The sequence below is a fragment of the Enterobacter sp. R4-368 genome (genome assembly GCF_000410515.1).
GTDB lineage: Bacteria > Pseudomonadota > Gammaproteobacteria > Enterobacterales > Enterobacteriaceae > Kosakonia.
Window position 1 is genome coordinate 806,749 of the sequence record NC_021500.1, and the last position, 12,562, is coordinate 819,310.

The window sequence follows — 12,562 nt, forward strand, 5'->3', positions numbered from 1 at the left end:
CTCCGGTTAACGCTGGAAGGGATACACCGATCCCAGATTCAACAACTGCGTTAATCGGTCCAGCGCTTCCCGCCCCTCGCGTAAAAGCTGCGGATCGGCTAAATCCGCTTGCGTCAGCCGATCGCGATAGTACCGATCCACCCAGTCATTGAGGGTGGCAAACAAACTGTCATTCATCATTACTGCCGGGTTAACGGCCTGCTGCTCCGCCTCGGTTAGCACCACACGCAAGCGCAGGCACGCCGGACCACCGCCATTCGCCATACTTTCACGCAGGTCAAATACTTTAAGCTCACTGATCGGGTTATCCTGCGCCAGCAGCGTGTTCAGATAGCGCCACACCCCGGCATGTTCCTGCGACTCCTGCGGCAATACCAGCAACATGCTGCCATCATCACGACTCAGCAGTTGGCTGTTAAACAGATACGTTGCCACCGCATCACTAACCGAAACAGCCTGCTGCGGAACTTCAATTGCCATAAATCCCGGTACTTTAGAGTGTAGCTCGGCCAGCACACGAGCCTGGTTAGCAAAGGCCAGTTCGTGACAAAAAAGCACCTGCCGGTTCGAAACGGCAATCACATCGTTATGAAACACGCCCAGATCGATAACGTCCGGGTTTTGCCGGGCGAAAACCACCTGCTCCGCGCGCACCTGATTAATACGTGCCACCGCCTCGCTGGCTTCGCGCGTCTGGCGCGCCGGATAGCGCGCCGGGGCATCATGGCTTGCGTACTCCCGACCGTAAACGAAGAGTTGCACACCCGCTTCGCCGTAATCCCCGCCAAAGCGGTTATGGTTCGCCGCGCCTTCATCGCCAAACATGGCAACCTGCGGCAACGCCGGGTGGACAGCAAACGCTGTTTCATCGCGAAAGATGGCGCGCAGCACGGCTTCTGTGGTCGGGGCTTCCATTGCGCGGTGGAATTTATTATTCAGGTTAGCAACCGTGAGATGCACTTTGCCATCCAGCGCATCCGCCGACGGGCAGACGGTAGCCGCGTTTGCAACCCACATCGACGATGCCGAGCTGGCAGCGGAGAGGATCTGCGGCGCTTGTGCGGCAGCTTTTTCCACTACCTGCTCATCGCTGCCGCTGAAACCAAGCTGCCGCAAGACCGCGATATTAGGGCGCTCCTGCGGCGGGATCACCGCCTGCGGGAAACCCGCGTCGGCGAGCGCTTTCATTTTCAGTAGCCCCTGCTTTGCCGCCAGTTTCGGGTTAGAAACCTGAAAACGGTGGCGGGTCGAGGCCTCATTACCAAAAGATAATCCGGCGTAATGGTGCGTTAGCCCAACCAGGCCATCGAAGTTAACCTCACGTGCTTTCATGGCTGCGCCTCGCGAGAGAAATCCAGTCCCGGGCTGAGCGTCTGTGGCAACATCAACGCGGGAGATTCAAGACTCGCCATCGGCCATGCGCAGTAATCCGCTGCGTACCACGCGCTGGCGCGATGGTTACCCGAGGCGCCCACGCCGCCAAACGGCGCGGTACTGGCCGCACCGGTCAACGGTTTATTCCAGTTGACGATCCCGGCGCGCGCTTCCAGCAGCAGTTGATCAAATTTTTGCCGATCCGGTGAAATTAACCCGCAGGCCAGCCCGTAGCGCGTGTCGTTCGCCATACGGATTGCCTGATCAAAATCGTCATAGCGCCAGACACACAGCAGCGGGCCAAAAACTTCTTCGTCCGGCACTCCCGCCACGTCCGTCATCTCGATAATCCCCGGCGTCAGCAGCGAGGTTCCTTCCGCTAACAGACGCGGTGCCAGCAAAGTTTTACCGCCGCGAGCTTCGTGCGCCTGCCAGGCCTGGTAAACCTGCTGCGCCGCCTGGGGTGAAATCAGGCCACCGAAAAACGGCGCGGGTTCCGCATCCCAGGCCTGCGGTTGCAGCCGCGCGCTCACTTCCACCAGCCGCGCCAGAAAGTCATCGCCCGCTTTAGAACGCTTAACCAGTAAGCGGCGTGCGCAGGTGCAGCGCTGCCCGGCGGTAATAAATGCTGACTGGATCGCCAGATGGACGGCGGCATCGGTATCGTCAGGATCTTCAACAATTAGCGGGTTATTGCCACCCATCTCCAGCGCGAGAATTTTTTCTGGCTGCCCGGCAAGCTGGCGGTGAAGCTGATAACCCGTATTGGCGCTGCCGGTAAATAACAATCCGTCCAGCCCCGGCAGTGCGCTCAGCGCCTGGCCGGTCTCACGCCCGCCCTGCACCAGATTCAGCACACCTGCAGGCAAACCCGCTTGCTCCCAGAGTTTGACCACCGCTTCACCGGTCCACGGTGTGAGTTCGCTGGGTTTAAAAATCAAAGTATTACCCGCGAGCAACGCCGGGATAATATGCCCATTCGGCAGATGACCAGGGAAGTTATACGGCCCGAAAACGGCCAGCACGCCATGCGGGCGATGGCGCAGTGTTGCGGCACCATCTGCCATCTCCGTGTGTTGTTCCCCGGTACGCACGTGGTACGCCTTTACCGATATTGAGGCTTTGTTGATCATCGCCGTCACTTCGGTCGCCGCTTCCCAGCGCGGCTTACCGGTTTCGCGGGCGATGATTTCGGCCAGCGCCGCTTTGTTGATCTCCAGTAGCGCCGCGAATTTCTCGACAATCGCCTGGCGCTCAGTAAAAGCCTGCCGCGCCCACTGCGGGAAAGCGTCGCGCGCGGCCTGATACGCCAGCGCCACTTGCTCGCTATCGGCATCAAAGCCGTGCCACAACGCTTCGTGGCTTACCGGGTTGGTTTTGACACGGCGTTCGCCCAGGCCTGTTACCCAGTCACCCTTAATCCATAAACTCATTTTGTTTTCTCCTCGCCACTTTTCTCTTCGGCACACAGGCGCACCAGCCGCACGGTATCCCCCGGCTGGCACTTCAGCGCATCCAGTTCGGCAGCCGTTAAGAGCAAACGCTCGGTGTTTGGATCCGCGTAAATAAGCATGGCGCGGAATTGCTGGTACTGCTCATTGGAGACCATACACGCGGGCCATTCACCCGGTGCACGCTGGCCTTCGCCTGCCGTCACCAGGCGGCTTTTGCGAATCGCCCGCACCCGGTCAACATCGCATTCGAGTGTCGGCCCGCCATCAAAAATGTCGACATAGTTACGGTAGCGAAAGCCCTCTTTTTCCAGCACCGCACGGGCCGGTGCCGTCTGTGGATGCACCTCGCCAATCACCGCTTGCGCCTCTTGTGAAAGAAAGTGGGTATAAATAGGGTGCTTTGGCATCAACTCCGCGATAAAGGCTTTTTGCCCGGTGCCGCACAGGTAATCCGCCCGGCTGAACTCCATCGAAAAGAAACGTTTACCCAGGCTCTCCCAGAATGGCGAATAACCGTGCTCGTCAATCACGCCGCGCATCTCAGCCACTACTTTCTCATTAAAGCGCTCGCGGAATGCCGCCATAAACAGAAAGCGGGATTTCGACAACAGATAGCCGTTACCCTCTTTACGCCAGGCGGGATCGAGAAACAGTGTGCAGAGTTCGCTGCTACCGGTGTGGTCGTTACTGAGAAACAGCGTTGGCAGCGCGTTATAGACATTCAGCTCTTTCGAGGCATGAACCTGGGTCCCGACCCGGTAGTTATACCAGGGATCGTTCAGACCCACCGCGACCTCAATGGCGCAAATCCCCGCCACCTCGCCGCTTTGCGTCTCTTCCAGCACAAAAACATACCCTTGCTCACCCTTCGGCAGCTCGCCCTGCCAGGTACGGCGCGAACGTTCAATCCGCGCAGCAAGCGTTGCTTCATCAACCGGCAACGACGTCAGGCCGCCACCGGTTTTTCCGGCCAGCCGCATCAGCGCCGGTAAATCGCCTTCGGCGACAGGACGGATCACCATCATGATGCGTTCTCCGTAATGAATTTTTCACAGGCGCGGGCAACACGCGCAAGCCCGTCGCGGATCTCTTCTTCGCTGATATTCAACGCCGGAGCGAAACGCAGCACATTGCCACCGGCAATCAATACCATTGCGCCTTCTGCTGCTGCCAGTTGTGAAAGTTGTTTTGCTTTTCCGGCATACTCAGGAGCCAGTTGACAACCGATCAGCAACCCTAAGCCGCGGATTTCACTGAACAGGTGATAACGGTCATTGATCGCCGCAAGCTGCTCCGTAAACCATTGATGGCGTTGCTTCACGCCAGTCAGAGTTTCCCGCGTGTTGACGATATCGAGCAACGCACCCGCCACCGCGCCGGCCAGCGGGTTACCGCCGTAGGTCGTACCGTGAGTACCGACATTCATCACTTTGCCAAACTGTTCGGTGGTCAGCATCGCGCCAATCGGGAAACCACCGCCCAACGCTTTTGCCGTGGTCAGCGCATCCGGCGTCACGCCGTAATGCATATAGGCATACAGCTCGCCGGTACGACCAACGCCGGTTTGCACCTCATCAAAAATCAGCAGCGCGTTATGACGGGTACACAGCTCGCGCAACCCTTGCAAAAACGCCTGGCTGGCTGGCACCACGCCGCCTTCACCCTGCATCGGCTCGACAATAACGGCACAGGTATCGTCATTAATTAAGGCGCTGGCGGAGGCCAGATCGTTGAACTGCGCATGCTGGATTTGCGGCGGTAACGGCGCAAAATCTTGCGAATAAGCCGGTTGCCCGCCCGCGCTAACGGTAAATAAGGTGCGTCCATGGAACGCATTCTTGAACGCGACAATGCCGCTTTTATGCGGGCCAAAGGTATCGTGGGCATATTTGCGCGCCAGCTTCAGCGCCGCTTCGTTTGCCTCGGCACCGGAGTTACAAAAGAAGGCGCGATCGGCAAAGGTCGCGTCCAGCAGGCGTTTCGCCAGTTTCAGCACCGGCTCGTTGGTGTAACCGTTGCCGGTATGCCAGAACTTCGCCGCCTGCTCGCTGAGCGCTTTACACAGCGCGGGATGCGCATGCCCCAGCGCATTCACCGCAATCCCTCCGGCAAAGTCGACATACTCTTTACCCTGCTGATCCCACAAGCGGGAGCCCTCACCGCGTACCGGAATAAAAGGCGCAGGCGCGTAGACAGGCAGCATCCATTGATCAAAGTTTTCACGCGTAATTGACAGAGACATAGCGACCTCATCCGGTAAATAAATAGTTGATAAAATGTTAACGAATATGAACGTTTTCGCTGTAAATGTAGATTGCACGGTTCGTGCCAGCCAGCGATAAAAATGCATAAACGACTTTCAGCAACGAAATTTCAATAACTTAAAACCTATCGCCATTCACTTTATTTGCATAAAAAGTGAATAATCAGAGATCCAAATGAGGTGGAGAGGGAGGAAAGACGCCTGTTTATGCAATTAGAAATTTTAATTATAGAACTGTGATCATCAGCGAAATTAATTTACAGCGTGCGCCCTGTTTTAGTGCGTTTCGCCCTAAATAAGGGCACGTGATGCGCCAGTGCGCATCGGCGGCGGCGATATCAATAAGTGGCGGTGGTTAAATGTAAATTCTGCTAACATCTCTGCATCTTTCACTCTGCTAAATGGCTGCGACTATGAAATTTGTCTCTTTTAATATCAATGGCCTGCGCGCCCGTCCTCACCAGCTTGAAGCGCTGGTTGAGCAACATCAGCCGGACGTCATCGGCCTGCAGGAGACCAAAGTCCACGACGATATGTTTCCGCTCGAAGATGTCGCACGGCTGGGTTACAACGTTTTTTATCACGGACAGAAAGGCCACTACGGCGTGGCATTGCTGACCAAAGAGACGCCGATTTCCGTGCGTCGCGGCTGGCCGAACGACGGTGAAGAAGCGCAGCGCCGCATTATCATGGCGGAGATCCCCTCGCCTATCGGCGATATCACGGTGATTAATGGCTATTTCCCGCAGGGCGAAAGCCGCGACCACCCGCTGAAGTTCCCGGCGAAAGAAAAGTTCTACCAGGACTTGCAGAACTATCTCGATACAGAACTCGATAAAACAAAACCGGTGTTGATCATGGGCGATATGAATATCAGCCCGACAGACCTTGATATCGGTATCGGTGAAGAGAACCGCAAACGCTGGCTGCGCACCGGTAAATGCTCCTTCCTGCCGGAAGAGCGCGAATGGATGGAGCGTCTGAAAGGCTGGGGGCTGGTGGATACGTTCCGCGAAGCCAACCCGGAAACTCAGGATCGCTTCTCGTGGTTTGATTATCGCTCAAAAGGCTTCGACGATAACCGCGGCCTGCGTATCGATCTGCTGCTGGCAAGCCAACCGCTGGCGGAGCGCTGCATTGAGACGGGTATCGATTACGACATTCGCAGCATGGAAAAACCGTCCGACCACGCACCGGTGTGGGCCAAATTTAAGGTCTGACCGATGACGCCCGCGCGCTCTCCGTGGGTTTGTGCAGCGTGGCTGGCGGATCTGCTACAACACCGCCCGGTCACCGCTGGCCCGCAGGGCGAGTGGCGGCTGCTGGAAGTGGGCTGTGACGCTGAACACCGCTATCGCGCCGGGCATATTCCCGGCGCGGATTATATCGACACCCGCGAAGTAGAAAGCCTGCCGCTGTGGAATGTGCTCAAGCCAGAACAATTACGCCAGGTGCTGCTCAGTCATGGCCTGCTCGCGGAGAGTACCGCCATCCTTTACGGCCGCGGCAATTATGCGGCGGAGCGGATGGCGCACATTTTGTTATACGCCGGGATCAGAGAGGTTCACTTACTGGATGGCGGCTGGCAGAGCTGGTTGCGCGCCGGTTTCGCCCGGCAAACCGGTGCAGCGTCAGGCATCAACCCGCAATCGGATTTTGGCGTGAATATCCCGGCGCGGCCTGAGCTTCTGCTCAATATGGCGCAAACCGAGCAGCGTCTGGCGCAGCCCGACACATTGCTGGTCAGTATCCGCAGTTGGCCTGAGTTTAGCGGTCAGACAAGCGGTTACGACTATATCGCCGCTGTCGGCGATATTCCCGGCGCCCGCTGGGGGCTGGCAGCAGGCGACAGCCAGTTGATTACCAATTTTCACCATGCAGACGGCACGGTGCGAAACCCGTCTGAGATCGCCGCACTCTGGCAACAACAGCACATCACTGGCGATAACCCGGTGATTTTTTATTGCGGTACCGGCTGGCGCGCCTCGTTTGCCTTTTTTATTGCCCGCGCGCTCGGCTGGGCAGATATCGCCGTGTATGATGGCGGCTGGTTCGAATGGAGCCAGCACACTAACGGAACGCAGTAATGACCCTTCTGAAAACCCTGGATGTCGTGGCCGCCATCATTGAGCGCGACGGCAACATTTTACTGGCACAGCGACCCGACCATGCCGATCAGGCCGGTCTGTGGGAATTTGCCGGTGGAAAAGTAGAAGCCGGGGAAACACAGCCGCAGGCGCTAACGCGCGAGTTGCGGGAAGAGTTGGGTATTGATGCTGTACCTGCGCGCTATGTTGCCAGCCATCAGCGGGAGGTTTCCGGGCGGCTGATTCATTTGCACGCCTGGCATGTGGTGAATTTTAGCGGTGAACCGGTACGTCACTATCACCGCGCGTTATTGTGGTGCTTACCCGCCGAAGCGCTAAAACTGCCGCTGGCTCCGGCGGATATTCCGCTGCTGGAAGCGTTTATGGCTTCACGCGCCGCCACACCAGCGGGTTAGTGGAAATGGCTCTCTCATCGCGCTGGCATTGTAATAACACACCCTCGGTTTTGATAACCGCCCCTTCGCTGTAGTTTTGATTACCGTATACGCAGCATTGCATGCAGGGCTGCGTGGTCTGCGTCTGCCCACCGGAGCTGAACACTTCCGGCGGCACATTCACCTCAATCCCCGGCGACGGTAAACGTTCAGCCAGCACGCTGGTTGAGGCAGCAACCAGTAACGCTGCTGCTATCCACTTAATTCGGGCCATAACTTGTCCTTTTTGATTGACGCCACTCATTACTATAACGGATCTCTGCAGCAGGACTTTAATTTCACCGATCATCGTTTTTAGTTATGACAGATTGCCAATTATTAATTTGCCTGGTGTGCGTTTTTTTCCCTTGCGGCCTATAGCTTTGCGGATGTTATAGTCCGGAAGTGCCCGCTTTTTGCGCACCACCATCACAACAAATTCACCACAACAATAAGAGACTCTTATATCTATGGATCAGACGCACTCTCTTGCATCATTTCTCCAGTATGTCGAACAGCGTGACCCGCACCAGCCGGAGTTCTCCCAGGCCGTTCGTGAAGTGATGACTACCCTCTGGCCCTTCCTTGAAGCTCACCCGCGTTACCGCCAGATGTCATTACTCGAACGCCTCGTTGAACCGGAGCGCGTGATCCAGTTTCGCGTCGCCTGGGTTGATGACCGCAATCAGGTGCAGGTTAACCGCGCGTGGCGCGTACAGTTCAGTTCGGCTATTGGCCCCTATAAAGGCGGTATGCGTTTTCACCCGTCGGTAAATTTGTCGATCCTCAAATTCCTCGGCTTCGAACAAACGTTCAAAAACGCGCTCACAACCCTGCCGATGGGCGGTGGCAAAGGCGGCAGTGATTTCGATCCGAAAGGCAAGAGCGATGGCGAAGTGATGCGCTTCTGCCAGGCGCTGATAAGCGAATTGTATCGTCATCTTGGCGCGGATACCGACGTGCCCGCCGGAGATATTGGCGTCGGCGCACGCGAAGTCGGTTTTATGGCCGGGATGATGAAAAAGCTTTCCAACAATACCGCTTGTGTGTTTACCGGCAAGGGGCTGTCGTTTGGCGGCAGTCTGATCCGCCCGGAAGCGACGGGTTACGGCCTGGTCTATTTCACCGAAGCGATGCTCAAGCGTCACGGTCTTGGCTTTGAAGGGATGCGTGTGGCGGTTTCCGGTTCCGGCAACGTGGCGCAGTACGCGATTGAAAAAGCGATGGCTTTTGGCGCACGGGTGATTACCGCGTCGGACTCTGCCGGTACGGTGGTAGATGAAGCCGGATTTAACCGTGAAAAACTGGCCCGTCTGTGCGAGATCAAAACCAGCCGCGACGGCCGTATAGCCGATTATGCACGGGAATTTGGTCTGACATACCTCGAAGGCAAACAACCGTGGTCAGTGCCGGTCGACATCGCGCTGCCGTGTGCCACGCAAAATGAGCTGGATATCGACGCGGCGCGTGTATTGATTGCCAACGGCGTAAAAGCGGTGGCGGAAGGTGCCAATATGCCTGCCACCATTGATGCCACCGAACTGTTCCTCGAGGCGGGCGTGCTGTTCGCGCCGGGGAAGGCGGCGAATGCAGGCGGGGTTGCCACCTCCGGTCTGGAGATGGCGCAGAATGCCGCACGTATGGGCTGGAAAGCGGAAAAAGTGGATGCGCGTTTGCATCACATCATGCTGGATATTCACCAGGCTTGCGTTGAGTACGGTGGCGAAGGCAAACAGACGCACTATGTGCGCGGTGCCAACATCGCGGGCTTCGTGAAAGTCGCCGACGCGATGCTGGCGCAGGGCGTGATTTAATAAGCTGGCCGGGTAACAGCGAAAACGCGTTATCCGGCCGCAGTTGCCGCGTCACCGCCCGCCTCTGCTGATGGCGGGCGTTTCTTCCCGCGACCTTTGGCAAACGGTTTTTTCTTCTCACCGCCCGGTGCCACCAGCCCACGGAACTGACGCACCGGCGTGTTACGCGCCTGGTGAATCAACTCGTGCAGTGTCCCCACCAGCGGCTGCATAAAATCCTGATAGCGGCACTCTTTCTCACTGATTTGCGTCAGCACCGACTCCCAGTGCGCGGTCATATCAGGCCGCGCCGCCATCTCCGGCAGTGAGTGGATCAACGCTCGTCCCGGTTCGGTCGAGTGGATGTAGCGCCCTTTTTTCACCAGAAAACCGCGCTTAAACAGCAGTTCGATAATCCCGGCACGCGTCGCCTCGGTGCCCAGACCATCGGTAGCACGCAGAATTTTCTTTAGATCCTTGTCCTGTACGAAACGCGCAATCCCGGTCATCGCCGACAGCAATGTTGCATCGGTAAAGTGGCGCGGCGGCTGGGTCTGGCGCGCCACTACTTCGCCTTTTTCGCACAATAATTCGTCGTCTTTTGCCACCACCGGCAGCGGAGTGCCGTCGTTCTCTTCATCGCGCTCTTTCGAACCAAGCAGCGTGCGCCACCCGGCCTCCGCCAGAAAACGCGCTTTGGCGATAAACTTGCCGTTGGCGATGTCGAGATCGATCTGGCATTTGCGGAACACCGCATCCGGGCAGAACTGCATCAGATACTGGCGAGCAATCAGGTTATAAACATTAGCTTCGTTATCGCTGAGATTGACCTTCGAGGCGCGGGCCGTCGGGATAATCGCATGGTGAGCATCGACTTTTTTATCGTCCCAGCAGCGGTTGCGCGTGTCCGGGTTCACCACCGGCTGCGGCAACAAATCCGGAGCATGCGCACCAATCGCGTTTATCACCGCGTGTCGTCCGGCAAAATGCTCTTCCGGTAAATAACGACAATCAGAACGCGGATAGGTGATCAGCTTGTGGGTTTCGTAGAGTTTCTGGCAAATATCGAGCACATTCTGCGCACTGAGCCCATAGCGTTTTGCCGCTTCAATTTGCAACGCCGAAAGCGAAAACGGCAGCGGCGCGAGTTCTGATTCCCGTTTATCGTTATAGGCCGTCACCAGCGCGGGTTGGCCGCTAATGCGGTTCACCACATGCTCCGCCAGCGGACGATGCAATAAACGCCCCTCTTCGTCCTGATAAGGTTCACACGCCTCGCTCGGCTGCCACAGAGCGGTAAAGCGCTCCCCGGCTGGCGTGACGATATGCGCTTTCACCTCAAAGAAATCTTTCGCCACGAAGTTCTCAATCTCTTCGTCACGACGCACCACCAGCCCCAGCACCGGCGTTTGCACGCGTCCAACGGAGAGCACGCCCTGATAGCCGGCATTGCGCCCCAGCAGCGTATAAGCGCGGGTCATGTTGATGCCATAGAGCCAGTCGGCACGGGCGCGCGCCAGCGCCGACACACACAGTGGAATAAATTCGCTATTTGCCCGCAGGCGCTCAATCGCCCGCTCTACCGCCTGCGGATTGAGATCATTAATCAGGCAACGCTGCACCTGCTGGCGTTTTTCAGCTGGCAGTTGCAGGTAGTCAATCACTTCATCAACTAGCAACTGCCCTTCACGATCCGGGTCACCGGCGTGCACCACCTGTTCGGCATCGGCGAGCAGGCGTTTGATAACATTGATTTGCTTAAGCACCGACGGGCGCGGCTGCAACTGCCACTTTTCCGGCACGATCGGAAGATCGGCCAGGTTCCAGCGTGCATAGCGGCTGTCGTAGACGTCCGGCTGCGCCTGCTCAAGCAGGTGACCAATGCACCAGGTCACCACCTGACCATTACCGCACTCAATATAGCCGTCGCCTTTGCGATGCGGCTTCGGCAGCACATCGGCAATGGCACGCGCCAGACTGGGCTTTTCGGCAATAAATAACCGCATAGGATTAACGGATCTCGATCATCGGGCGACCGCCGCGTGCGCTGACCAGTTCACCAATCGCGCTCAGTTGAATACCGTATTCCGCTGCCGTCGCTTTAACTTCCTCTTCTGCACCCGGTGCCACCGCCAGCAGCAGGCCGCCGGACGTTTGCGGATCGCACAACAAATCGCGCACTGCCGTTGGCATCTCACCCATCAGATGACCATAGCTGGCGAAGTTACGCAGGGTACCGCCGGGCACTGCGCCCTGGGCGATGTACTCTTCCACACCCGGCAATTTCGGCACATCCTGATACCAGATCTGCGCCTGTACACCCGCGCCCTGGCACATTTCACTCAGGTGACCGAGCAGGCCAAAGCCGGTGACATCGGTCATCGCTTTTACGCCGTCGATCCCGGCAAAGGCGGCACCGGCAAGGTTCATGCGGCACATCACTTCCGTTGCCAGACCAACGTGTTCCGGTTTGAGCAGCGATTTTTTCTCCGCCGTGGTTAATACGCCAATGCCCAGCGGCTTGGTGAGGAACAGTTTGCAGCCCGCCTGGGCGGTGCTGTTTTTCTTCACGCGTTCGGTTGGTACCACGCCAGTTACGGCAAGGCCGAAAATCGGCTCCGGCGCGTCGATTGAGTGACCGCCCGCCAGCGCGATCCCCGCCTGCTGGCAGGCAAAACGCCCACCGTCGATCACCTCACGCGCGATTTCCGGTGCCAGTTTGTCGAGTGGCCAGCCCAGAATGGCAATCGCCATAATCGGTTTGCCGCCCATCGCGAAAACGTCGCTAATGGCGTTGGTCGCGGCAATGCGGCCAAAGTCGAAGGGGTTATCGACAATCGGCATAAAGAAGTCGGTGGTGCTGATAATGCAGGTACCGTTACCCAAATCGTAAACGGCGGCGTCATCACGCGTTTCGTTGCCGACAAGCAGGTTCGGGTCGAGAAACTTCGCCTGCTCGCTATGCAGAATGGTATCCAGCACTTTGGGGGAAATTTTACAACCGCAACCGGCTCCGTGGCTGTATTGCGTTAAACGAATGGCTTGCTCGCTCATGGACATCTCCTGTCATTGCAATCGCGCTATGGTAGCGCCCAAATGCTGAGCTGGTAAGTCTGGCAATCTTAATTCGCGCGTTATTGCTCATTAAGCAAACGAA

11 protein-coding genes are annotated in these 12,562 nt (G+C 57.2%); 4 read left to right on the top strand and 7 right to left on the bottom strand.

The genetic code is table 11. The features are described from left to right. Window positions 1-6: 6 nt before the first annotated feature. Genes astB through astC form a run of 4 tightly spaced genes read right to left on the bottom strand, consistent with a single transcriptional unit; the run spans window position 7 to window position 5,070 of the window. The gene (astB, locus tag H650_RS03655; RefSeq protein ID WP_020454007.1) at window positions 7-1,332 is read right to left on the bottom strand and encodes an N-succinylarginine dihydrolase; all 1,326 of its coding nucleotides are present in this window, start codon (window positions 1,330-1,332) and stop codon (window positions 7-9) included. Continuing rightward, window positions 1,329-2,807 carry a succinylglutamate-semialdehyde dehydrogenase gene (astD, locus tag H650_RS03660; RefSeq protein ID WP_020454008.1) on the bottom strand — a complete coding sequence of 493 codons (1,479 nt, stop codon included), beginning with the start codon at window positions 2,805-2,807 and terminating at the stop codon, window positions 1,329-1,331. Before astD ends, astB begins: the two co-directional genes overlap by 4 nt. Continuing rightward, window positions 2,804-3,853: an arginine N-succinyltransferase gene (gene astA / locus H650_RS03665; protein WP_020454009.1), complete on the bottom strand. Its 1,050-nt coding sequence runs from the start codon at window positions 3,851-3,853 to the stop codon at window positions 2,804-2,806. Before astA ends, astD begins: the two co-directional genes overlap by 4 nt. Further along, the gene (gene astC / locus H650_RS03670; RefSeq protein WP_044489671.1) at window positions 3,850-5,070 is read right to left on the bottom strand and encodes a succinylornithine/acetylornithine transaminase; all 1,221 of its coding nucleotides are present in this window, start codon (window positions 5,068-5,070) and stop codon (window positions 3,850-3,852) included. Before astC ends, astA begins: the two co-directional genes overlap by 4 nt. Before the next feature lie 434 nt (window positions 5,071-5,504). On the opposite strand from astC, the gene xthA reads away from it, so the two are divergent. Genes xthA through H650_RS03685 form a run of 3 tightly spaced genes read left to right on the top strand, consistent with a single transcriptional unit; the run spans window position 5,505 to window position 7,594 of the window. Continuing rightward, entirely contained in the window at window positions 5,505-6,311 is an 807-nt protein-coding gene (gene xthA, locus H650_RS03675) for an exodeoxyribonuclease III (RefSeq protein WP_020454011.1), read from the top strand. Between the two features lie 3 nt (window positions 6,312-6,314). Continuing rightward, on the top strand, window positions 6,315-7,178 hold the full coding sequence (locus tag H650_RS03680) for a sulfurtransferase (protein ID WP_020454012.1): 864 nt from the start codon (window positions 6,315-6,317) through the stop codon (window positions 7,176-7,178). Beyond that, a complete protein-coding gene (locus H650_RS03685; protein WP_020454013.1) occupies window positions 7,178-7,594 on the top strand; it encodes a pyrimidine (deoxy)nucleoside triphosphate diphosphatase in 417 nt (138 codons plus the stop codon). Before H650_RS03680 ends, H650_RS03685 begins: the two co-directional genes overlap by 1 nt. Here the strand turns inward: H650_RS03685 and H650_RS03690 are convergent. After that, window positions 7,560-7,847: a DUF1496 domain-containing protein gene (locus H650_RS03690; protein ID WP_020454014.1), complete on the bottom strand. Its 288-nt coding sequence runs from the start codon at window positions 7,845-7,847 to the stop codon at window positions 7,560-7,562. The genes H650_RS03685 and H650_RS03690 overlap by 35 nt on opposite strands. 235 nt (window positions 7,848-8,082) lie before the next feature. Between H650_RS03690 and gdhA the strand changes: the two genes are divergently transcribed. After that, the gene (gene gdhA, locus H650_RS03695) at window positions 8,083-9,426 is read left to right on the top strand and encodes an NADP-specific glutamate dehydrogenase (protein ID WP_020454015.1); all 1,344 of its coding nucleotides are present in this window, start codon (window positions 8,083-8,085) and stop codon (window positions 9,424-9,426) included. Between the two features lie 29 nt (window positions 9,427-9,455). On the opposite strand, the gene H650_RS03700 is transcribed toward gdhA, so the two are convergent. Together H650_RS03700 and selD are read right to left on the bottom strand one after the other, a co-directional pair. Further along, on the bottom strand, window positions 9,456-11,411 hold the full coding sequence (locus tag H650_RS03700; protein ID WP_020454016.1) for a DNA topoisomerase III: 1,956 nt from the start codon (window positions 11,409-11,411) through the stop codon (window positions 9,456-9,458). 4 nt (window positions 11,412-11,415) lie between these two features. Further along, a complete protein-coding gene (selD, locus tag H650_RS03705; RefSeq protein ID WP_020454017.1) occupies window positions 11,416-12,459 on the bottom strand; it encodes a selenide, water dikinase SelD in 1,044 nt (347 codons plus the stop codon). Window positions 12,460-12,562 lie beyond the last annotated feature (103 nt).

Bases quoted from the DNA above. Each gene is read 5' to 3' on its own strand.
- astB (WP_020454007.1), bottom strand. From the start codon at position 1,332: ATGAAAGCACGTGAGGTTAACTTCGATGGCCTGGTTGGGCTAACGCAC.
- astD (WP_020454008.1), bottom strand. From the start codon at position 2,807: ATGAGTTTATGGATTAAGGGTGACTGGGTAACAGGCCTGGGCGAACGC.
- astA (WP_020454009.1), bottom strand. From the start codon at position 3,853: ATGATGGTGATCCGTCCTGTCGCCGAAGGCGATTTACCGGCGCTGATG.
- astC (WP_044489671.1), bottom strand. From the start codon at position 5,070: ATGTCTCTGTCAATTACGCGTGAAAACTTTGATCAATGGATGCTGCCT.
- xthA (WP_020454011.1), top strand. From the start codon at position 5,505: ATGAAATTTGTCTCTTTTAATATCAATGGCCTGCGCGCCCGTCCTCAC.
- H650_RS03680 (WP_020454012.1), top strand. From the start codon at position 6,315: ATGACGCCCGCGCGCTCTCCGTGGGTTTGTGCAGCGTGGCTGGCGGAT.
- H650_RS03685 (WP_020454013.1), top strand. From the start codon at position 7,178: ATGACCCTTCTGAAAACCCTGGATGTCGTGGCCGCCATCATTGAGCGC.
- H650_RS03690 (WP_020454014.1), bottom strand. From the start codon at position 7,847: ATGGCCCGAATTAAGTGGATAGCAGCAGCGTTACTGGTTGCTGCCTCA.
- gdhA (WP_020454015.1), top strand. From the start codon at position 8,083: ATGGATCAGACGCACTCTCTTGCATCATTTCTCCAGTATGTCGAACAG.
- H650_RS03700 (WP_020454016.1), bottom strand. From the start codon at position 11,411: ATGCGGTTATTTATTGCCGAAAAGCCCAGTCTGGCGCGTGCCATTGCC.
- selD (WP_020454017.1), bottom strand. From the start codon at position 12,459: ATGAGCGAGCAAGCCATTCGTTTAACGCAATACAGCCACGGAGCCGGT.